Source organism: Leisingera sp. S232 (assembly GCF_049800895.1).
Lineage (GTDB): Bacteria > Pseudomonadota > Alphaproteobacteria > Rhodobacterales > Rhodobacteraceae > Leisingera.
Window position 1 is genome coordinate 30,931 of sequence record NZ_JBNAFX010000020.1, and the last position, 20,659, is coordinate 51,589.

Consider the following 20,659-nt stretch of genomic DNA (forward strand, 5'->3'; position numbering starts at 1 on the left):
CATTCGCGCGGCGCCCGGCCCAACGGCTGCTGCGGCATCTTTGATGCAGCTTCAGCGGGCGGGAGCGCTCCAAACAGAAACGGCGCGACCCTCAGGCCGCGCCGTTTCCGTCCGTCACATTATTCCGTCAGCCACGGGCGCGGACGGTTTCCATCAAGGCCAGCAGGGCCGACATGTCGGGGCCGCGTTCCATGCCGGTCACGGCCTTGCGGAGCGGCATGAACAGGCCTTTGCCCTTGCGGCCCGTTGCCTCTTTCACCGCAGCCGTCCATTTCCCCCAGCTGTCAGCGTCATAGGGGCCTTCCGGCAGCAGCGCCATCGCCTCGGCAATGAACGCCTTGTCCTCCTCTGCCACCAGCGGCTCGGCACCGTCGCGGCACAGCTCCCACCAGCCAGCAAGATCCTTGAGCGTGGTGATGTTTTCCTTGGCCACATCCCAGAATGCGGCCTGCTTTTCCGCCGGAATATCCAGCGCATCCACATGGGTCTGCACCGCATCCAGCGGCAGCGACTGCAGATAGCGGGCCGTCAGCGGATAGAGATCCTCAACATCGAATTTGGTCGGTGCAGCGCCAAAGCGGTTGATATCGAAGCCGTCAATCAGCTCCGCCATTTCGCTGCGCAGCTCCACCGGATCGGAGGACCCCAGACGTGCCATCAGCGACAGCAGCGCCATCGGCTGCACACCGGCCTCACGCAGGTCGCGCAGGGCAAGTGTGCCCAGACGTTTAGACAGCGCCTCGCCCTGCGGACCGGTCAGCAGCGAATGGTGGGCAAAAGAGGGCACAGTGCCGCCCAGCGCCTCGATGATCTGGATCTGAGTGGCGGTGTTGGTCACATGATCCGAGCCGCGCACCACATGTGTGACGCCCATTTCAGTGTCATCGACCACCGAGGCCAGCGTATAGAGAAACTGGCCGTCGCCGCGGATCAGCACCGGGTCGGAGACAGAGGCCGCATCAATCGAGATGTCGCCCAGAATGCCATCGCTCCATTCAATGCGCTGATGATCCAGCTTGAACCGCCAGACGCCATCTCCGCGTTCGGCGCGCAGGGCGGTCTTTTCATCTTCGGACAGAGCCAGGGCGGCACGGTCATAGACCGGCGGCTTGCCCATGTTCAGCTGTTTCTTGCGCTTCAGGTCCAGTTCGGTCGGGGTCTCAAACGCCTCGTAGAAGCGGCCGATTTCACGCAAGCGGTCAGCCGCGGCGACATAGCGGTCGAGCCGCTCGGACTGGCGCTCCACCTTGTCCCAGGTCAGTCCCAGCCACTCCAGGTCCTGTTTGATGGCATCGACATATTCTTCCTTGGACCGCTCCGGGTCGGTGTCATCGATGCGCAGGATGAAGGTGCCGCCGGCCTTGCGGGCGATCAGGTAGTTCATCAGCGCGGTGCGCAGGTTGCCGACGTGGATATAGCCGGTCGGCGACGGGGCAAAACGGGTGGTGGTCATCTCGGATCTCCTGTTGCCTTGCCCCTTGTCACATAGGCCGCGGTTTGTCCAGTTTCACGAGGGTTAACGCGCCACTGGCGCGGGCCTGGCCTGTTGGCGGCACGGCCGTCCGCCGGACGCCGGGATACGAGTATTTATGGAAAGATGAAGCCGGGGTATTCAGGCTGCCCATCATTCAGACTGCACTGGCCAGATTGCATTCAGGTCTTTGAGACCTGCGCGGATCAATTCGCCCAGCACTTCCAGGTCAATGTCAGCGAGTTTGTTCACATAGAGGCAGCTTTTGCCAAGGCGGTGCTTGCCCAGACGGGACAGGATGGCGCTGTAATCCTGATAGCCCGGCATGATGTAAATCGAATGGCGCGCCCGGCGCGGCGCAAATCCGGTGGCGAGAAACGCGCCTTCGCGGCCGCTCGCATAGCGGTAGTGATAGCGGCCGTAGCCAATGATGGACGTTCCCCAGATTTGCGGCTGGAAGCCAGTTACGCGCCGAAACAGCCGGTCCAGCTCCTGCGCTTCAACCGATTTGCGCTCGGGCTCCACGCCGTGCAGAAACTCCGCAACGCTTGCACCGGTCGGAACTGTCTTGTTGCCGTTCATCCGCCTACCCTCCTGCCGTAAAGGTAGCGCGGCACCAACAGTCTGACAGTCCCGCGCAGCTTGCAGACCGATGGATCAATAGCCGGTTTGCGGACCAAAGCCGCCGCCATCCGTGAAGCGCGACAGCCGGAATGCATGCGGGTCCACAATCGGGGGGCTGCCGGTCACCAGATCGGCAGTCAGCTGCCCGGCTGCGGGGCCAATGCCAAAGCCGTGGCCAGAGAAACCCGTGGCAATGAACAGCCCCGGCAGGTTGTCGACCTGGGAAATCACCGGGATTGCGTCCGGCGTCACATCCATCAGCCCGGCCCAGCTTTGCACCACATCCGCGCCCTTTAGCACCGGAAAGGCCCTTTGCGCCGCAGCCCAGCCGCTGCGCAACGCTTTCTGCGAAGGCGCCGGATCCAGAACCCGGCACTGTTCAAACGCTGTGGTGTCCTGCGGCTGCCAGCGGCGCGCCTGTGCCGCCTCTTCTGCCCAGCGGCCAGAGATTCGGAACTGCAGCGCCCGCCATTCCTGACGCAGGCTGGGCAGGTATTTATGCCCCAGGCGGAAACTGTCGGGGACGATGTCCACCACATTCACCATCGCATCCGAAACAGTATAGCCGCCGTCTGCGCGTTTACGCAGACCAAGGTTTCCGCTGCGCACCGAGGTGTCGGGGCCGCCGTACACAGGCGAGCTGCGCAGCACCGTGTTCAGCACCTTCAACTGCGGCAAGTTCACGCCTGCATTGCCCAGGAACAGCCGCGACCAGGCACCACCAGCGGCAACAACGGCTGAGCAGGCCACCCGGCCGCGCTCTGTCATCACGCCACTGATACGACCCGCAGACATTTCAACACTGCGCACGGCACAATCCGTCATCACCCTGGCCCCTGCGGCACGGGCGGCAGAGGCGATGGCATGGGTTGCCAGCTGGGGTTCTGCCCGCCCGTCCAAAGGCGTGTGCAGCGCCGCACGCGCCGCGGTCTGATGACCGGGCATCAGCTGCGCCAGCCGTTCACCGCGGACCATCCGCGCGCCCTGCTCCCAACCGTCAAGATTGCGCAGCCAGCGTTCCAGCTGCGCTTCACGCTTGGCTGTTTCAGCCGTGTAGAGAATGCCTGTGCGGGCAAAGCCGGTTTCATGTTCGGTCCGCTCTGCCAGCCGCTCCCACAGACGCAAAGAAGCCGCCATCAGCGGAATTTCCCGCGGGTCGCGGCAGGCGAGGCGCACCCATCCCCAGTTGCGCGAGCTTTGTTCTCCGGCGATCTGCCCCTTTTCGCAGAGCAGCACCGAATGGCCGCGTTCGGCCAGTTCCAGCGCTGTGCTGGCACCGATAATGCCGCCGCCGATCACCACGGCGTCGACGGCCTTGGGCAAGGCCAGGTCAGATTGGAAATGTGGCAGCTTCGGTCCGGGCATGCGGGCATCTATGCCTGCAGCGCCACCGCCGGTCCAGCAAGCATGCGACAGCTCTTGCGCCGCATTGCGCCATTGTGATTTTTCAGCCGCAGACCAGTGTATCACCCGCGCAGGCTCGACGAAAAACACCCCATATGAGACGCGGAAAACCCTGCATCATCAGAAGGTTATCCGGACATCAGGACGGGTCTCGCCAGCGGTTCACGATCGGATAGCGGCGGTCCAACCAGAAGGCGCGCCGGGTCAGGCGAGCACCGGGGGCGGACTGGAAGCGTTTGTATTCGCTGATATAAACCAGATGCTCCACCCGCTTGGCCACAGCCCGGTCAAAACCGGCTGCGACGCAATCCGCGATAGAGCCGTCCTGATCCACCAGAATATCCAGAATTGCATCCAACTCGGGGTAATCCGGCAGGCTGTCGCTGTCCTTCTGATCCTCGCGCAGTTCGGCACTGGGCGGTTTGTCGATCACATTGGGGCGGATCACCTCTCCCTCTGGCCCCTTCATCCAAGGGCGGTGGTTGGCGTTGCGCCAGCGGCAGGTTTCAAAGACGCGGGTCTTGTAGAGATCCTTGATCGGGTTGTAGCCGCCGTTCATGTCGCCATAGATGGTGGCATAGCCGACCGCGACCTCGGACTTGTTGCCGGTGGTCAGCAGCATTTCCCCGAACTTGTTGGACATCGCCATCAGCAGCAGGCCGCGCAGGCGGGACTGGATGTTTTCCTCTGTCAGGCCGGATTCCATGCCGGCAAACAGTGGCGCCAGCGTATTGGTGATGGCCGCGCGGCTTTCGGAAATCGGCACATAGTCATAATGCACAGCCAGCGCCTGGGCGACAGCTTCGGCATCGTCCAGCGATTCCTGGCTGGTGTATTCGGAAGGCAGCATCACACAGCGGACGTTTTCTGCGCCCAGCGCGTCCACCGCGATGGCGGCTACGATTGCCGAATCAACCCCGCCGGAGAGCCCCAGAAGCACCTTCTTGAAGCCGGTCTTGCCCATGTAGTCGCGCAAGGATTCCACCATCACCCGGTAGTCCTGTTCCCACGCATCGGGCAGAGGCGCCTTTTCACCTTCGATGGCACGCCAGCCGTCGTCGGTGCGCTCCAGATCCAGATGCGCATACGACTCGTCGAACACCGGCATCTGCAGCGCCAATGCGCCGCCGGGGTTCAGCACAAAGGAGCCGCCGTCAAAAACCTGATCATCCTGCCCGCCCACCATGTTCAGGTAAATCACCGGCAGATGGGTTTCGACAGAGCGCGCCACCATGTGGTTGAAGCGCACGTCTATCTTGTCGCGGAAATAGGGCGAACCATTGGGGATCAGCAGAAACTCGGCGCCGGTTTCAGCCAGGGTTTCAGCCACATCCTCGTGCCAGCCGTCCTCGCAGATGGGGGAGCCGATACGGGTGTTGCCAACCGCATAAGGCCCGCCCAGGGGGCCTGCGTCAAAGATGCGGACCTCGTCAAACACGGTTTCGTTCGGCAGATGATGCTTGAGGCTGCGCGAGGCAATCTTGCCGCCTTTCAAAATCAGGTAAGCATTATAAAGCCGCCCGCCCTCGACCCAGGGGCTGCCAATCGCCAGCGCCGGGCCATCAGCGCAGTCCGACGCCAGTTTCTCCACCTCGGCAATAGCGGCAGTGTGGAAGGCCGGCTTCATCACCAGATCCTGGGTGTTGTAGCCGGTAATGAACATTTCCGGCAGCGCCACCAGATCAGCGCCGGCCTTGCGGCCCTCTTCCCAGGCGGCCTTTGCTTTGGCAGCGTTGCCTGCCAGGTCGCCCACAGCGGGGTTCAGCTGCGCCAGTGTCACGCGGAATTGGTCTGCCATGCTGCTTAGGCCCTTTGCAAAATTCCTCCTTCAGCCATTTATCAGATTGACCGCCAAGGAAAAGGGCAAGGGGCATGCAGACGGGAAAAGACATTGCGGCCCGTGTTGCGGTAGCTTAGTTTCCGGGCGAGCAACCCCATATGGCAGCAGCTTCGCAATTCCTGTTCAAACAGAGGTTTTCAATGGCCCGTTTCGGTACCGCAGTCGCGCTTTCCACCATCCTGGCTTTTGCCGCACCCGCGCTGGCGCAGGACGGCGAAGTCATCACCACCCAGGATGAAATCGGCGGCGTCTATGAGGGCACCTTCAAAGGCGGATTGCAGCATGGCACCGGCACCTACAGGCTGCCAAACGGGTATGAATACACCGGAGACTGGATCGAAGGGGAAGTCCGCGGCCAGGGCGTGGCGCGTTTCCCGGACGGATCTGTCTATGAAGGTGAGTTTGCTCAGGGCAAACCACATGGCCTGGGCAAGCTGACCCGCGCGGATGGCAGCACCTACGAAGGCGGCTGGCAGGACGGGCAGATCCACGGCGATGGCACATCGGTCTACGCCAGCGGCGTGCGCTATCAGGGCAGTTTCGCCGACGGCAAGCGGCACGGGCGGGGGGTTATGTCTTCTCCGGACGGCTATTCCTATGATGGCGGCTGGGCCGAAGGCCGTCAGGAAGGGCAAGCCAAAATCGCCTATGCCGACGGCACGGTCTACGAAGGCCAGGTTGCAGATGGGCAGCTGCAAGGGCAAGGGCGGCTCGAAACACCGGACGGGCTGATCTACGAAGGTGAGTGGGTTGCCAGCCAGATGCAGGGAACCGGCCGCCAGGTGCACCCGAATGGAGATGTCTACGAAGGGGAATTGCAGAACACCCGCCGCCATGGCCACGGCAAGATGACATACGCCAATGGTGGCGTTTATGTCGGCACCTTTGCCAATGATCAGCGCCACGGCACCGGCACCATCACCGAACGGGACGGCTACAGCTACACCGGCGAATGGGCCGAGGGGCAGATTGCCGGCAAGGGAAAGATGACCTACGCCGACGGATCGGTTTATGAAGGCGAGTTCCGGGACGATCTTGCTGAGGGGCAAGGAAAGATCGCCTATGCCGATGGCTCCACATATGAAGGCGACTGGATTGCCGGTGTGATCGACGGTCAAGGCACCGCCACCTACCCCAGCGGCCTTGTCTATAAAGGCGCGTTCAAGAATGCCAAAAACCACGGTTTCGGTGTGATGACCTATGCCGATGGCTACCGCTACGAGGGCGGCTGGAAGGACGCCCAGCGCCACGGCGACGCCACCGCGACCTATGCGGACGGGTCAGTCTACACCGGCCAGTTCGCCAACAATCAGCGACACGGGCAAGGCCGGTTTGTGATGCCCGACGGCTTCACCTACGAGGGCGCATGGCAAGAAGGCAAGATTTTCGGCGAGGGTGTAGCGACCTATCCCAATGGCGATGTCTATACGGGCAGTTTCGTCAACGGCAAACGGCAGGGGCCCGGCATGATGAAATACGCCAGCGGCGAGCAGACGGACGGCACCTGGGAAAACGGCGCACTTGTCAGCAGTGGCACCGCAGGCGCAGGCCAGACCGAGTAGACCGGACACGCTCCCGGTACGCCGCTGCGGCGTGTTTTTGGGGTCCGGCCGATGTGGCCGTGGCGCAAGCCGCATAGTGTTTATATCACACCAAGCCAACAGCCCCTATTCTTGCCGCCATTGCCGGACCGGCGGCTTTGGTGTAGCGATTTTGGTCTTTTTGCCGGTTTAGAGCCGCATCACAGCGTCAAACCTGTTTCAGAAACGTTCAGGGCCACATTACAAAGCCGCACAGAGGCTCCCATCCGTTTCCGGGCGTGCAGTGTTTCACGTGTGGCAAGGTAGGACCGACAGAGGCTGCGCCACCGGACCGTACATTGACCCGGGTCTTCTGCCGTAGGCGCAGACCCGATTTCCGGACAGTGCTGGAATGCCGGGGCTGCCCTCCCCTTTCAAATCCAATCAAAAAGCCTCCCCGGAAGTCCGGAGAGGCCCTGTTTGCTGTGTCAGCCTTGATCGGGCATGACCTAGTCAGCCGATTTGGTCCGGCAGACCTGGTCAGCCGAACTTTTTGATCTCACCTGATTTCAGGCGTGCCATGTAGCTGTTCAGCTCTTTCTTGACGACCGGCATCAGGAAGTAGAGCGCGATGATGTTGACCACCGCCATGGCAAAGATTGCCGCGTCGGAGAAATCGATCACCGGGCCGAGGTTTGCGGCTGCGCCGATCACCACGAAGATGCAGAAGATCACCTTGAACACCAGTTCCGTTGTCTGCCCTTCGCCGAACAGGAAGGTCCAGGCCTTGAGCCCGTAGTAGGACCAGCTGATCATGGTGGAGAAGGCGAACAGGATCACTGCCAGCGCCAGCACATACTGGAACCAGCCGAACGCCGAGGAGAAGGCTGCCGACGTCAGTGCCACGCCTTTGTTGCCGTCAACGGTCTGGATGGTGCTTGCGCCTTCATCCAGCAGGTACAGGCCGGTGGCCGGGTCCTGGATCAGCTGACCGGTGATGATGATCACCAGCGCGGTCATGGTGCAGATCACCACTGTGTCGATGAAAGGTTCCAGCAGCGACACAAAACCTTCGGTGATCGGCTCTTTGGTTTTCACCGCAGAGTGCGCGATTGCAGCCGAGCCAACACCTGCTTCGTTCGAGAAGGCAGCCCGCTTGAAGCCCTGGATGAGCGCGCCGACCATACCGCCGGCAACACCTGCGCCGGTGAAGGCACCTTCGAAGATCTGGCCAAAGGCCCAGCCGATCTTGTCCGCATTCATCGCCAGGATAACCAGCGCTGCTGCAACATAGACAACCCCCATGAAGGGAACGACTTTCTCGGTCACGCGGGCAATGGACTTGAGACCGCCGACGATCACCGCGAAGACCACCGCTGCAAACACCACGCCGGTGATCCAGCCCGGATAGTCGCCCACGACGCCAGAAATCTGCGCATGCGCCTGGTTGGCCTGGAACATGTTGCCGCCGCCAAAGGCACCAAGGATACAGAACACCGAGAACAGAACCGCCAGGAATTTGCCCATCGGCAGACCGCGTTCGGCAAAGCCCTTGGTCATATAGTACATCGGCCCGCCAGAGACATGACCGTCTGCGAACTCATTGCGGTATTTCACACCCAGGGTGCATTCGGTGAATTTCGACGCCATGCCCATCAGGCCGGCCAGGATCATCCAGAAGGTCGCGCCGGGGCCGCCGATGCCGACAGCCACCGCAACGCCCGCAATGTTGCCAAGGCCGACAGTGCCCGACAGCGCGGTTGCCAGCGCCTGAAAATGGCTGACCTCACCCGCGTCATTGGGGTCGGAGTAGTCGCCTTTGACCAGTGAAATCGAATGCGGAAAGGCGCGGAACTGGATCAGGCCGAAATAAACGGTGAACACGGTTGCCGCGACCACCAGCCAGGCCACGATCCAGGGAAAGCTGGTGCCGGGGAACGGGCTGAAGATCAGGTTGACGAACCAGCCGGTGGAGCTGGCAAACAGCTCATTGACGCGTTCATCGATGGATTGCGCCATCGCCGGGGCAGTTGCCGCCAGCAACAGCGGCGCAGACAAAGCTGCCGCCTTGATTGATTTCCTCATGACTGTCCTCTGATTTTCTTATGGAACGATGGTGACCGGAACCGGCGCCGCCTGTGCCAGGCTGCCCGCAACAGAGCCGAACAGGCGCGACGACAGGGCCGAATGGCCGGTGCGCCCGATGATCACATGGCTGGCTCCGCTCTGCTTGATCACATCACACAGGGTTTCTGCGATATGGCCGTATTTGAGTTCGGTTGAAACAGTGAGACCGCTATCTTCAAGGCTTTTGCGGACCGGTGCCAGAACAGCCTCTTCGGCGCGCTTCAGCTCTTCTCCGCGGCGCTTGTGCCGCTCGCCGATTTCCTCCGGGGTGAGGAAGGAATAGGGCGACCACTCCAACACATGCGCAATCACCAATTCTGCCCCTTGCGCTTTGGCAAGGCCGACAGCAAAAGCAAGCGCCGTTTTGGCCGCTTCACTGTCATCGTATCCAAGAACAATTTTATTCGACACTGTATCCTCCTGTCGACGGCGCCTGCCTAAGGTGCCGGATTCGGGCCGCTGCCGCCGGAAAAAGCTTTCCGTACAAGCACTTGTCGCGCCCATCTCCAAAAAATTCACAATGGACAATCCGCCGCATTGAAACTAATCGCAGGCCTTACTTATATTATATGCCTTTTTCAACATTGTCTCGAATTAAACGAATACCATCGCATACAACTCTATCACCGCAATCCCAGGCGGCATCGGGATCAAAATCCCTCTTTCCATTCCGCGGCACCTCTGTATAAATCCCTGCCATGAGCATTCGCGCAGATATCACCTTTGCAGACACCGCTTCCCGCGGTGCGGCTCTGCGCGCCCTACTGATCCTAGCCCGCCTCTGAGTGTGCCCTTCCGGCGCGCCCGCTCAGAGGATTGCCGCACGCGCGCCATCAAAGGCTTATGATGCCCTGAAGGGCCTAGGACAGAGACAAGAGATACCGACATGACAAACGCATCCCCGATTTCCGGCGACACATCCCGTGTATTGATTTTCGATACCACCCTGCGCGACGGCGAACAGAGCCCCGGCGCCACCATGACCCATGACGAGAAGCTGGAGATTGCCGGGCTTCTGGACGAAATGGGCGTGGATATCATCGAGGCCGGCTTCCCGATTGCCTCCGAAGGCGACTTTGCCGCCGTGTCCGAAATTGCAGAACGCTCGAAGAACTCGATGATCTGCGGCTTGGCGCGCGCCAATTTCAAGGACATCGACCGCTGCGCCGAAGCGGTGCGCAAGGCCGCGCAGCCGCGCATCCACACCTTTATCGGCACCTCGCCGCTGCACCGCGCCATCCCGAACCTGTCAATGGACGAGATGGCGGACAAGATCCACGAGACCGTCACCCACGCCCGCAACCTGGTGGACAACGTGCAATGGTCGCCGATGGATGCGACCCGGACCGAGTGGGACTACCTGTGCCGGGTGATCGAGATTGCAATCAAGGCGGGTGCAACCACCATCAACATCCCCGATACCGTGGGTTACACCGCTCCGATGGAATCCGCCGATCTGATCAAGCGGTTGATCGAAACCGTGCCGGGCGCGGATGAGGTGGTTTTTGCCACCCATTGCCACAATGATCTGGGCATGGCGACCGCCAACGCGCTGGCTGCGGTTGCGGGCGGTGCGCGCCAGATCGAATGCACCATCAACGGCCTTGGCGAACGCGCAGGCAACACCGCGCTGGAAGAGGTGGTGATGGCGCTGAAGACGCGCAATGACATCATGCCCTGGCACACCGGCATCGACACCACCAAAATCATGCATATCTCGCGCCGTGTCTCGACCGTCTCTGGTTTTGTGGTGCAGCCGAACAAGGCAATTGTCGGCAAGAACGCCTTTGCCCATGAAAGCGGCATCCATCAGGATGGAATGCTGAAAAACCGCGAGAACTTCGAGATCATGCGGCCCGAGGACATCGGCCTCTCCGGCACCTCGCTGCCGCTTGGCAAACACTCTGGCCGCGCGGCGCTGCGCGACAAGCTGGAGCATCTTGGCTATGAGGTGGGCGACAACCAGCTGAAAGACGTCTTTGTCCGTTTCAAGGAACTGGCGGACCGCAAGAAAGAGGTATTCGACGACGACCTGATTGCGCTGATGCGCACCGGCGCGGACGCCGAGAACGATTTTCTCAAGATCGTATCGATGAAAGTGGTCTGCGGCACCGGCGGTCCGGCCGAATCCACCGTCGAGATGGAGATCGACGGCAAAGACGTGACTGAGACCGCCGAGGGCGACGGGCCGGTGGATGCGACCTTTAAGGCGATCCGCAAAATCTACCCGAACACCGCGCGCTTGCAGCTGTATCAGGTGCATGCGGTGACCGAAGGCACCGACGCCCAGGCAACGGTTTCTGTACGTCTGGAAGAGGGCGGCAACATCGCCACCGGCGAAAGCGCCAACACCGATACGGTTGTGGCCTCGGCCAAGGCGTATGTGAATGCACTGAACCGCCTGATCGTGCGCCGCGGCCGGGTGGGCGAAGGTGCCGATGCCAAGGAAGTCTCCTACAAAGACCTGGCCTGAGCCATCCGGGCAATTGCATGATTAAGCGCTTGCAGTCGCTGCTGCAGGCGCTTTTTTGCTGTCAACAACTCCAAGAGTGGCAAGGGGTAACCTTGCATCAACCTTTAGTAGGCATTTTCCGGAAGAAATGTTCAGCAACGAACCACTGGAGAATCTAGTGAAAACTCCCTTCCCGGCGCAGCCGCGAACTGTATCCCCCACGCCGTTGGAGCAGGCAGAGTTCCTGAGGCAAACAAGGCAGTTTGCCGAGGCACTGGCACTTCTGCATCAGCTAGTTCAGGAAGATCCTTCAAATCCTGCACTGCTCCATGCCCTAGCTGACTGCTACAGCGAGTCAGGCCAGATGGACGCCGCCTTGCCGGTGCTGGATGAGATTTGCACCTCCTGGCCGGAGGATCTGAATGCTCGGGGCAAGGCCGGAATGATCAGGCTGTCGATGGGCGATACAGCGGCGGCCGCTGCAGCCTTCCGCAAGGTGCTGGAGCTGTCACCGATGTCTGCGGCTGCTTTGGTCGCCCTGAATCTCATTGAAATTTTTCCGGCTTCCAGCCCGGAGGCCCGCAAGCTCCAAGACCTTGCAAAAGCGCCGTCGCTTTCCCCGGGTGAAAAGGCCGCGATCTGCAACGCGCTCGGACAAATTGAGGATGCGAGCGGCAAGCCTGCAACCGCCATGCAGTATTTCGCCGAGGCCAAAGCCGCCACGCCGGGCGACTATCCGCAGGCCGAATATGACAAGATGCTGGCTGAGCAACGGCAAGCCTTCCACCCGGGCAGCACTGCCGAAGCCCGTATGGATGACGGCGCTCACCGTTTTGCCTTTGTCACTGGCCTCCCCCGCTCCGGCACCACACTGCTGGAGGCGATGCTCGGGCGGCATCCCGGCATCGGCAGCATCGGCGAAAACCCCGGCATCGGCCAAGCGGTGATCACCGCACGCCAATTGGTGCAGGACACCGTGCCGCTGACCAGCCACTGGAAATGGACCTGGCAAGCAAGCTCAGAGGAACTGACGGCATTGCGCAAGATGTTCCTGGAAACCAGTGTGCCGGAAAGCCTGCAGGACCACGCTGTTATCATCGACAAACAGCCGCAAAATTCCTTTAACCTGGGGTTTGCCAGAATAATGCTGCCGGACGCGAAGTTCATTTTCATGATGCGGCATCCACTGGACGTGGGGCTGTCGCTGTTTTCCAAGGATTTTGCAGAAGGCCAGGTGTTCTCGAAACGGCTGGAATGGATAGGCCACCAGATCCGCACTGTCTATGCGTCCATTGATGACTATCTGCCTAAGCTGGGAAGCCGTCTGCGGCTGCAGTCCTACCGGGCGCTGGTCGAACAGCCCGAACAGCAATTACGGGAAATCCTCGGCCATCTCGGCTTGGACTGGCACCCAGACTGCCTGAGCCCGGAACACTACACCGGCGCGGTGAACACCGCCTCCTTGGTGCAGGTTCGAAAAGGCATCAATACCAAGGGGCTCGGCAAGTGGAAACCTTACGAAGCCGAACTTGCGCCGCTCATTGACGCCTTAGGGGGCTGGAGCTGGATCCGCGAGTGGGAAGAGCGTGATGCCGCCCTGTCCTCGCCAGTTCAAGCAAGCGTTCTGAAGACCCTTGACAGGTCCGCTGCCTCAACCTCCATGCCGAAAGGCGCATTGACAATGAACATGCCTGATCCAACCATCCGGTGGGTCTCGCGGGCCGGCGGGAACAGCACTTCGCTGCTCAATACGCCTGGCAATTCAAGCGCTTCCAATGCACTCAGCATCGGCAAGTGAGCACCGTCCTTCAGGATCGGATACCATAGCGCGATGATACCCACGTTCCATTTCTTGTGCAGCTGACCGATGATGCCGGAAAGGCGGGCATAGTCTGTCTTGATTTCATAACTTGGGTCAATCAGCAGCAGGCCCCGGCGGGGCGTCGGCGGCGCCAGGGACATGGCCAGTTCGAACCCGTCCTGCTGATGCACCTTGGCTTTCCATGGCCGCAGCGCGGACCGCAAGGCCGCGTTTTCCTGCGGATGCAATTCGGCAAAGTGCAGGCTGTCCCCCGCCCGCAACAAGGACGCGGCAATCAGGGGGGAGCCGGGATAGGCCGCCGCCCCGTGCTGCCTGCGTGTTTCCGACAGCGCATGGTGCAGCGGATGATCCGCCGCCAGCCCCTGCCCTGCCAGCACCTTGGTGATGCCCTGCTCTGCCTCGCCGGTCTTTACAGCCTCGGGCGCATCGAGCTGATAAAGACCGCGGCCGGCGTGGGTCTCGATATAGCTGAGCGGTTTGTCCTTGCGCGTCAGATAGGCCAGCATCCAGGCCAGCAGTGCGTGCTTCTGAACGTCGGCCAGATTTCCGGCGTGATAGATGTGCTGATACGAGAGCATGCGCCCCCTCTAGCGGCTATTTTCAAAGGGCGGAAGGGGCAGCGTGCGGCGAATAAACGGAATCTCAATCCCGTTGCGCCACACTCTGCCATGACAAGATACCGCAGAATGCAGGTTCCTATGCCCTTCAGAATGAGCGCCTTTGCCCTGATCGTGACGTTTCTGGCTTTGCTGCTGTGCACGGCCGCCGCCGTCAGTGCGCAAGGCTATTCGCTGGTTGGCAACCAGTTCTTCCTGCAAAATGCCTCTGCCCCGATGCCAGGGTCTGCACTCGCCGCAGGCGCGGCTCCGCAGGCTGTTGCCAGCCAGCTGCCGGACACCTTGCCGGACGCCGATCAGGGCCGCGGTGCGGTGTCGCTCAACCCTGGTGCGGCCAGCCTGTTCAGGGGCCGCAGTGGCGGCGGCTTGTTTGCCCCGATCCTGACCGCCCCGCCCAGCGTCAAACGGCTGCTGGATCTGATCGCCAGCGCTGAGGCCGGGAAGGCCCAGTATGATGCCGTGCAATACGGGGCCACCCGCAAACCGCCGAAAAAGCCGACAAGCATGACAATCGCCGAGATCAACGCCTGGATTGACGCCACACCTGGCCAGCCCCATGCCATCGGCCGCTATCAGTTCATCCCCGCTACGCTGCGTCGGCTGGTCCGGCATCAGGGTGTGAAACCGCAGGCCCGCTTTACGCCGGAGCTGCAGGATCAGCTGGCGCATCAGCTGATTGAGGAAGCCGGCTATAGCGCCTTCCTGGCCAAAGAAATGCCGCGCAAGACCTTTATGCGCAACCTGGCCAAGATCTGGGCCGGGCTGCCGGTCTCAACCGGGAAATCCTATTACGAGGGTTATGCCGGCAACAGCGCAAGCCTGACCTGGGCACATTTCAAGGCCGAGATGCAGCGGATTTTCCCGGCCTGACCGGTGTTTTTTCGGCCCCTCGGGCAAACCGGACAGCTTGGTCGACAGCCCTGCACCGGAACAGCGCGTGAACGCGGCAGACTGACACCGCTGAATACTGGGCGGAAAGGCGCTGTTTCACCATAATACGCTCTTTCGCGGCCCTTCCGGGCCGCTTATAAGGTTGAGGACGGCGGCTCCTGCTGGGAGTCGCCCAAGGTATAATGGCAGCACTCACAGGATCCCTTCTATATGGCGTTTTTCGGAAACTTGGGCGGTCTGTTCTCCTCGGACATGGCCATCGACCTCGGCACTGCCAACACATTGGTTTATGTCAAGGGCCGCGGGGTGATCCTGTCCGAACCGTCCGTTGTCGCCTACCACGTCAAGGATGGCGTCAAGAAAGTTCTGGCCGTGGGGGAAGACGCCAAGCTGATGCTGGGCCGCACGCCCGGATCGATCGAGGCGATCCGCCCGATGCGCGAAGGGGTGATCGCCGACTTCGACACCGCCGAAGAGATGATCAAGCACTTCATCCGCAAAGTGCACAAACGTTCAACCTTCTCCAAGCCGAAGATCATCGTCTGTGTGCCCCATGGCGCCACGCCGGTTGAAAAACGTGCGATCCGCCAGTCGGTTCTGTCGGCAGGCGCCCGCCGCGCCGGGCTGATCGCGGAACCCATTGCAGCCGCAATCGGGGCAGGCATGCCGATCACCGACCCCACCGGCAACATGGTTGTCGACATCGGCGGCGGTACCACAGAAGTCGCGGTCCTGTCGCTGGGCGACATCGTCTACGCCCGCTCTGTCCGGGTTGGCGGCGACCGCATGGATGAGGCGATCATCAGCTACTTGCGCCGCCAGCAGAACCTTCTGGTGGGTGAAGCCACCGCCGAGCGTATCAAGACCTCCATCGGCACCGCCCGCATGCCCGACGACGGGCGCGGCCAGTCGATGCAGATCCGTGGCCGCGATCTGCTGAACGGCGTGCCGAAGGAAATCGAGATTTCCCAGGCCCAGGTGGCCGAGGCGCTGGCCGAACCGGTGCAGCAGATCTGCGAAGCGGTGATGACCGCACTGGAAACAACCCCGCCGGATCTGGCCGCCGATATCGTGGACCGTGGCGTCATGCTGACGGGCGGCGGCGCGCTGCTGGGCGATCTGGATCTTGCCCTGCGCGAGCAGACCGGCCTGGCTGTTTCCATCGCGGACGAGAGCCTGAACTGCGTGGCGCTTGGCACTGGCAAGGCGCTGGAATTCGAGAAACAGCTGGCCCACGCCATCGACTACGACAGCTAACAGCCCCTGCCCGCCAGAACGGCGCCGGCTGACAGGCTGGAGTGGCGGCTGGAAGGAGAGACGTGGCAAAGGACAAGTCACAGCGCGATGATTACACGGCCCCGCTGCGGCGCCTGCTGACAGCGGTGCTGTGCCTGTGTCTTGCTGCAATCTTTATCGTCTGGCGGATTGACAGCCCGCGGGTGGAGCGGTTCCGGGCTCAGGTGGTTGACGCTGTTGTCCCCAGCATGGACTGGGCGATGGTGCCGGTCACCGCAACAATCAACCTGTTTCGGGATTTCCAGAGCTATCAGCGGCTGGCAGAACAGAACCGCGAATTGCGCAGTGAACTGCGGCAGATGCGCGCCTGGAAAGAGGCGGCGCTGCAGCTGGAACAGGAAAACGCCCGCCTTCTGGATCTCAACAATGTGCGGCTGGATCCGCAGCTCACCTATATCACCGGGGTGGTAATGGCTGACAGCGGCTCGCCTTTTCGCCAGTCGGTGCTGCTGAACGTGGGCAGCCGCGACGGGGTGCATGACGGCTGGGCCGCCATGGACGGGATCGGACTGGTGGGGCGGATTTCCGGCACCGGCCACAACACAGCGCGGGTGATTCTGCTGACCGATGCCGCCAGCGCGGTGCCTGCCACCATCCAGCCCTCTGGCCAGACTGCGCTTGTGACCGGCGACAACAGCGCTGCACCGGTGTTGAGTTTTCTGGAGAATGCCGACCAGATCCGCCCCGGAGATCGGGTGATTTCTTCGGGCGATGGCTCGGTCTTTCCAGCAGGCCTGCTGATCGGACAGGTGGCCAAGGACCGGTCGGGCCGTATGCGCGTGCGACTGTCTGCGGACTATGGGCGGCTGGAATACCTGCGCGTGCTGCGCCATCATGGCACCGAGGTGATCCAGAACCCGGGCGGGCTGGTTGGCGCCGCCCCTGGCGATCCGCTGCCGCAGCCGCGCCCTGAAACCCTGGGCGAGGACAGCGCCGAAAGCACGGTCGAGGCGGGCAATGGCTAGCACCTCATCCGCCCGGATCTGGACCATGCGGGCTGCGTTTGCGGCCCTGGCGCTTGTGATCATGTTTTTCCACCTGCTGCCACTAGAGACTGAGCCACGATTCTGGGCGCCGCCTGACCTGTTGCTGGCGCTGGTCATGGCCTGGTCGCTGCGCCGCCCCGATTATATCCCGGCCTTGTCCATCGGGCTGGTGATGCTGCTGGCGGATCTGCTGTTTCATCGGCCACCGGGACTGCTGGCACTGCTGACAGTTCTGGGCTGCGCTTTCCTGAAAAACCGCGCAGCCCCCCACCGTGAGAACACCTTTGCCAGCGAATGGCTGGCCGTTGCCCTGGTGCTGACTGGCATTGCCACACTGAACCGGCTGGTCCTGACGCTGTTCGGAGTAGAGCAGGCGCAACTGAGCCTGACCGTGATCCAAATTGTGATGACCATTGCCGTCTATCCGCTGGCGGTTTGGGCCAGCCAGTCTATTCTTGGGGTGCGCAAATTGTCCCCTGCCGAGGCCGAAACCCTGGTGAGCCGCTGATGAAACGCAATACCAAGGATCTGGATGCCGCCCATGGCAAAATGACTCGCCGGGCCCTGTTCCTGGGCGGGCTGCAGCTGGCCTTTGCAGGCGGGCTGGCCGCACGGATGCGGTTTCTGCAGGTGGATCAGGCCGATGAATTCCGCCTGCTGGCAGAGGAAAACCGGATCAACATCCGATTGCTGCCGCCCGCGCGCGGACAGATTTTTGACCGCAACGGTCTGATCATTGCGCAGAACTCTCCCTCTTACCGGATCACGGTGGTGCCAGAGGACGCCGGCGATGTGGAAGCGGTCATTGCCAAGCTTTCAAACCTGGTGCCGCTGGACCCGGAGGATCTGGAGCGCGCCCGTGCCGAGATGCGCCGCTCCCCGCCGTTTCTGCCGATTACCCTGGCTGACCGGATCGGCTGGGAGGATATCTCCAAAGTGGCGGTGAATGCCCCTGCCCTGCCGGGTGTTACCCCCGAAGTCGGGCTGACGCGGATCTACCCGCAGCTTGGCGATTTTGCCCATGTCATCGGTTATGTCGGCCCTGTATCCGACTATGACCTGAGCAAAATGGCCGACCCGGAGCCAGTATTGATGATTCCGCGCTTTCAGATCGGCAAGGTCGGCTTTGAAGCCAAGCGCGAGGACGTATTGCGCGGCAAGGCAGGCGCCAAGCGGGTAGAGGTCAACGCCACTGGACGGGTGATGCGCGAGCTGGACCGACGCGAAGGGATTTCCGGCGCGGATATGCAGCTGACCATCGACTCCGGTCTGCAGAACTATGTTCAGGCCCGGCTGGGCAACGAAAGCGCCGCCGCGGTGGTGATCGACTGCGAGGACGGCGACATACGCGCGATCTGCTCCTCGCCCAGCTTTGATCCCAACCTGTTCGTGCGCGGTATCTCAGTGGCCGACTACCGCATGCTGACTGAGGACAAATTCCGCCCGCTGTCCAATAAGACGGTCCAGGGTACTTACCCGCCCGGCTCCACCTTCAAGATGATCACGGCGCTGGCGGCGCTGGAAAGCGGCGTGATCGGGCCGCAGGAAACCGTCTGGTGCCCCGGTCACCTGAAGGTCGGGGGACGGCGCTTTCACTGCTGGAAGCGTGCAGGCCACGGCCACGTGGATCTGAACACCTCGCTGAAACGGTCCTGCGACGTCTATTATTATGATGTGGCCATCAAGACCGGTATCGACAAGATTTCGGAAATGGCCAACCGGTTCGGGCTGGGAATCCGCCATGACTTGCCGATGTCCGCAGTGGCGCAGGGCATTACGCCGACCAAGGCTTGGAAAGCCAGCTCTTATGGCAAGGACTGGCTGATCGGCGACACCGCAAACTCCTCCATTGGTCAGGGCTATTTGCTGGCCTCCCCGCTACAGCTGGCGGTCATGACCGCACGGCTTGCCACCGGCCGCAGTGTGACTCCGCGACTGCTGAAATCTCTGGATGGTGCAGAACAGCCCAGCGGTGCCGGCGAACCGCTGGAGGTCAGCGAAAACAATCTCCGGATGGTGCGCAAGGGAATGTATTCGGTCAGCAACGACCGCCGCGGCACCGCCTACCGGTCCCGCATCATCGGCGACGGCATGCGGATGGCAGGCAAGACCGGCACTAGCCAGGTGCGCAACATCACAGCCGCAGAGCGCGCCGCAGGGGTGATCCGCAACGAGGACCTGCCCTGGGAGCGCCGCGACCACGCGCTGTTTGTCTGCTACGCGCCCTATGACAAGCCTAAATACGCGGTGGCAGTTGTGGTCGAACACGGCGGCGGCGGCTCCAAAGCGGCAGCGCCGGTGGCGCGTGACGTGCTTTTGCAAGCACTTTACGACGGCACCCCGCCGCTGGAAGCCTACCCCAAGGCCGACCGCAGCCGCATTAAGGCGCAGCAGGAACGGTTGGAGCGAGAGCGCGTCAAGCGTCCGCTGGGCAGCAGGAGCAGCCGGGCATGAGCTATCTTGAGTACCACGCGAAATCGACGCCCTCCGGCCTTGGCAAGGTGTTACACCTGAACTGGGGGCTGACACTGCTCCTGATAACCGTCTCCAGCGTCGGTTTCTTGATGCTTTATTCGGTTGCTGGCGGCTCTTTCAGCCCCTGGGTGGAACCGCAGGTCAAACGCTTTGCTTTGGGGCTGGGCGTGATGTTCGTGGTGGCCATGATCCCGATCTGGTTCTGGCGCAATGTCTCTGTGCTGGCCTATCTGGGATCGCTGGCCCTGCTTGTCGCCGTGGAACTGTTCGGCACCGTCGGCATGGGAGCGCAGCGCTGGATCGACATTGGCTTCATGCGGCTTCAGCCATCGGAAGTCACCAAGATCGCCCTGGTCATGCTGCTGGCAGCCTATTACGACTGGCTGCCGCCTGAAAAAATCTCGCGCCCCTTGTGGGTGCTGCTTCCAGTGGCATTGATCCTGATCCCCACCGCATTGGTTCTGAAACAGCCGGACCTAGGCACCTCGATCCTGCTGATGGCTGCTGGCGGCGGCGTGATGTTCCTGGCCGGCGTTCACTGGGCCTATTTCGTGGCAGTGATCGCAGCCGGCGTCGGACTGGTCAGCGCAGTATTCCAAAGCCGCGGCACCGACTGGCAGCTCTTGAAGGATTACCAGTTCCGCCGCATCGACACCTTTCTGGACCCGTCGCAGGACCCGCTTGGCGCAGGCTATCACATCACCCAGTCCAAGATCGCGCTCGGCTCTGGCGGCTGGTCCGGACGTGGTTTCATGCAAGGTACGCAATCGCGGCTGAACTTCCTGCCCGAAAAACACACCGACTTTATCTTTACCACTCTGGCCGAAGAATTCGGGTTTATCGGCGGGATTACCCTGTTGTTGATCTATATGCTGATCATCCTGTTCTGCATCGCCTCAGCGATTGCCGCTAAGGACCGGTTCTCTTCGCTGGTGATCATGGGCATTGCCATCACCTTCTTCCTGTTCTTTGCGGTGAATATGTCAATGGTAATGGGGCTGGCCCCGGTGGTGGGCGTGCCGCTGCCGATGGTGTCTTATGGCGGTTCCGCCATGCTGGTCCTGCTGGGGGCTTTCGGGATTGTGCAAAGTGCCCATATTCACCGCCCGCGCCAAGTCTCACGCTAGACCATCA

Annotated in this window: 15 protein-coding genes and 1 pseudogene; 9 read left to right on the forward strand and 7 right to left on the reverse strand. The window is 61.5% G+C overall.

The window, feature by feature from the left end; translation table 11 throughout:
* Positions 1 to 127 precede the first annotated feature (127 nt).
* The 4 genes from gltX to ACP151_RS13025 all read right to left on the reverse strand — a co-directional run bounded on the left by gltX (position 128) and on the right by ACP151_RS13025 (position 5,297).
* Positions 128 to 1,453: a glutamate--tRNA ligase gene (gene gltX / locus ACP151_RS13010; protein ID WP_424979330.1), complete on the reverse strand. Its 1,326-nt coding sequence runs from the start codon at positions 1,451 to 1,453 to the stop codon at positions 128 to 130.
* A gap of 171 nt (positions 1,454 to 1,624) precedes the next feature.
* On the reverse strand, positions 1,625 to 2,053 hold the full coding sequence (locus ACP151_RS13015; protein WP_424979331.1) for a DUF1801 domain-containing protein: 429 nt from the start codon (positions 2,051 to 2,053) through the stop codon (positions 1,625 to 1,627).
* 75 nt (positions 2,054 to 2,128) lie between these two features.
* A complete protein-coding gene (locus ACP151_RS13020) occupies positions 2,129 to 3,460 on the reverse strand; it encodes an NAD(P)/FAD-dependent oxidoreductase (RefSeq protein WP_424979332.1) in 1,332 nt (443 codons plus the stop codon).
* Positions 3,461 to 3,638: 178 nt separating this feature from the next.
* Positions 3,639 to 5,297, reverse strand: a complete 1,659-nt coding sequence (locus ACP151_RS13025; protein WP_424979333.1) for an NAD+ synthase — start codon at positions 5,295 to 5,297, stop codon at positions 3,639 to 3,641.
* A gap of 182 nt (positions 5,298 to 5,479) precedes the next feature.
* Here ACP151_RS13025 and ACP151_RS13030 point away from each other — a divergent pair, with 182 nt between their 5' ends.
* Positions 5,480 to 6,901 carry an MORN repeat-containing protein gene (locus ACP151_RS13030; RefSeq protein WP_424979334.1) on the forward strand — a complete coding sequence of 474 codons (1,422 nt, stop codon included), beginning with the start codon at positions 5,480 to 5,482 and terminating at the stop codon, positions 6,899 to 6,901.
* A gap of 498 nt (positions 6,902 to 7,399) precedes the next feature.
* On the opposite strand, the gene ACP151_RS13035 is transcribed toward ACP151_RS13030, so the two are convergent.
* Together ACP151_RS13035 and ACP151_RS13040 are read right to left on the reverse strand one after the other, a co-directional pair.
* Positions 7,400 to 8,944: an alanine/glycine:cation symporter family protein gene (locus ACP151_RS13035; protein ID WP_424979335.1), complete on the reverse strand. Its 1,545-nt coding sequence runs from the start codon at positions 8,942 to 8,944 to the stop codon at positions 7,400 to 7,402.
* An 18-nt stretch (positions 8,945 to 8,962) separates the two neighbouring features.
* On the reverse strand, positions 8,963 to 9,397 hold the full coding sequence (locus ACP151_RS13040; RefSeq protein ID WP_424979336.1) for a universal stress protein: 435 nt from the start codon (positions 9,395 to 9,397) through the stop codon (positions 8,963 to 8,965).
* Between the two features lie 475 nt (positions 9,398 to 9,872).
* Between ACP151_RS13040 and ACP151_RS13045 the strand changes: the two genes are divergently transcribed.
* Together ACP151_RS13045 and ACP151_RS13050 are read left to right on the forward strand one after the other, a co-directional pair.
* Positions 9,873 to 11,459: a 2-isopropylmalate synthase gene (locus tag ACP151_RS13045; RefSeq protein ID WP_424979337.1), complete on the forward strand. Its 1,587-nt coding sequence runs from the start codon at positions 9,873 to 9,875 to the stop codon at positions 11,457 to 11,459.
* A gap of 127 nt (positions 11,460 to 11,586) precedes the next feature.
* Positions 11,587 to 12,840 (forward strand): annotated as a pseudogene (locus tag ACP151_RS13050) (tetratricopeptide repeat-containing sulfotransferase family protein); the annotation flags it as partial.
* A gap of 209 nt (positions 12,841 to 13,049) precedes the next feature.
* Here ACP151_RS13050 and ACP151_RS13055 read toward each other — a convergent pair.
* Positions 13,050 to 13,838 carry a 23S rRNA (adenine(2030)-N(6))-methyltransferase RlmJ gene (locus ACP151_RS13055; protein ID WP_424979338.1) on the reverse strand — a complete coding sequence of 263 codons (789 nt, stop codon included), beginning with the start codon at positions 13,836 to 13,838 and terminating at the stop codon, positions 13,050 to 13,052.
* 132 nt (positions 13,839 to 13,970) lie between these two features.
* Here ACP151_RS13055 and ACP151_RS13060 point away from each other — a divergent pair, with 132 nt between their 5' ends.
* From ACP151_RS13060 to rodA, 6 genes are all read left to right on the forward strand, one after another.
* Positions 13,971 to 14,747: a hypothetical protein gene (locus ACP151_RS13060; RefSeq protein WP_424979339.1), complete on the forward strand. Its 777-nt coding sequence runs from the start codon at positions 13,971 to 13,973 to the stop codon at positions 14,745 to 14,747.
* A 231-nt stretch (positions 14,748 to 14,978) separates the two neighbouring features.
* Positions 14,979 to 16,025: a rod shape-determining protein gene (locus ACP151_RS13065; protein WP_424979340.1), complete on the forward strand. Its 1,047-nt coding sequence runs from the start codon at positions 14,979 to 14,981 to the stop codon at positions 16,023 to 16,025.
* Positions 16,026 to 16,087: 62 nt separating this feature from the next.
* Positions 16,088 to 17,029 (forward strand): rod shape-determining protein MreC, encoded by a 942-nt coding sequence (mreC, locus tag ACP151_RS13070; protein ID WP_424979341.1) that lies wholly within the window; start codon positions 16,088 to 16,090, stop codon positions 17,027 to 17,029.
* The gene (locus ACP151_RS13075) at positions 17,022 to 17,558 is read left to right on the forward strand and encodes a rod shape-determining protein MreD (protein WP_424979342.1); all 537 of its coding nucleotides are present in this window, start codon (positions 17,022 to 17,024) and stop codon (positions 17,556 to 17,558) included. Before mreC ends, ACP151_RS13075 begins: the two co-directional genes overlap by 8 nt.
* Positions 17,558 to 19,504: a penicillin-binding protein 2 gene (gene mrdA, locus ACP151_RS13080; protein ID WP_424979343.1), complete on the forward strand. Its 1,947-nt coding sequence runs from the start codon at positions 17,558 to 17,560 to the stop codon at positions 19,502 to 19,504. Before ACP151_RS13075 ends, mrdA begins: the two co-directional genes overlap by 1 nt.
* The gene (rodA, locus tag ACP151_RS13085; RefSeq protein WP_424979344.1) at positions 19,501 to 20,652 is read left to right on the forward strand and encodes a rod shape-determining protein RodA; all 1,152 of its coding nucleotides are present in this window, start codon (positions 19,501 to 19,503) and stop codon (positions 20,650 to 20,652) included. The genes mrdA and rodA overlap by 4 nt, the downstream gene beginning before the upstream one ends.
* The last annotated feature ends 7 nt before the right edge of the window (positions 20,653 to 20,659 follow it).

Bases quoted from the DNA above. Each gene is read 5' to 3' on its own strand.
- gltX (WP_424979330.1), bottom strand. From the start codon at position 1,453: ATGACCACCACCCGTTTTGCCCCGTCGCCGACCGGCTATATCCACGTC.
- ACP151_RS13015 (WP_424979331.1), bottom strand. From the start codon at position 2,053: ATGAACGGCAACAAGACAGTTCCGACCGGTGCAAGCGTTGCGGAGTTT.
- ACP151_RS13020 (WP_424979332.1), bottom strand. From the start codon at position 3,460: ATGCCCGGACCGAAGCTGCCACATTTCCAATCTGACCTGGCCTTGCCC.
- ACP151_RS13025 (WP_424979333.1), bottom strand. From the start codon at position 5,297: ATGGCAGACCAATTCCGCGTGACACTGGCGCAGCTGAACCCCGCTGTG.
- ACP151_RS13030 (WP_424979334.1), top strand. From the start codon at position 5,480: ATGGCCCGTTTCGGTACCGCAGTCGCGCTTTCCACCATCCTGGCTTTT.
- ACP151_RS13035 (WP_424979335.1), bottom strand. From the start codon at position 8,944: ATGAGGAAATCAATCAAGGCGGCAGCTTTGTCTGCGCCGCTGTTGCTG.
- ACP151_RS13045 (WP_424979337.1), top strand. From the start codon at position 9,873: ATGACAAACGCATCCCCGATTTCCGGCGACACATCCCGTGTATTGATT.
- ACP151_RS13055 (WP_424979338.1), bottom strand. From the start codon at position 13,838: ATGCTCTCGTATCAGCACATCTATCACGCCGGAAATCTGGCCGACGTT.
- ACP151_RS13060 (WP_424979339.1), top strand. From the start codon at position 13,971: ATGAGCGCCTTTGCCCTGATCGTGACGTTTCTGGCTTTGCTGCTGTGC.
- ACP151_RS13065 (WP_424979340.1), top strand. From the start codon at position 14,979: ATGGCGTTTTTCGGAAACTTGGGCGGTCTGTTCTCCTCGGACATGGCC.
- ACP151_RS13075 (WP_424979342.1), top strand. From the start codon at position 17,022: ATGGCTAGCACCTCATCCGCCCGGATCTGGACCATGCGGGCTGCGTTT.
- mrdA (WP_424979343.1), top strand. From the start codon at position 17,558: ATGAAACGCAATACCAAGGATCTGGATGCCGCCCATGGCAAAATGACT.
- rodA (WP_424979344.1), top strand. From the start codon at position 19,501: ATGAGCTATCTTGAGTACCACGCGAAATCGACGCCCTCCGGCCTTGGC.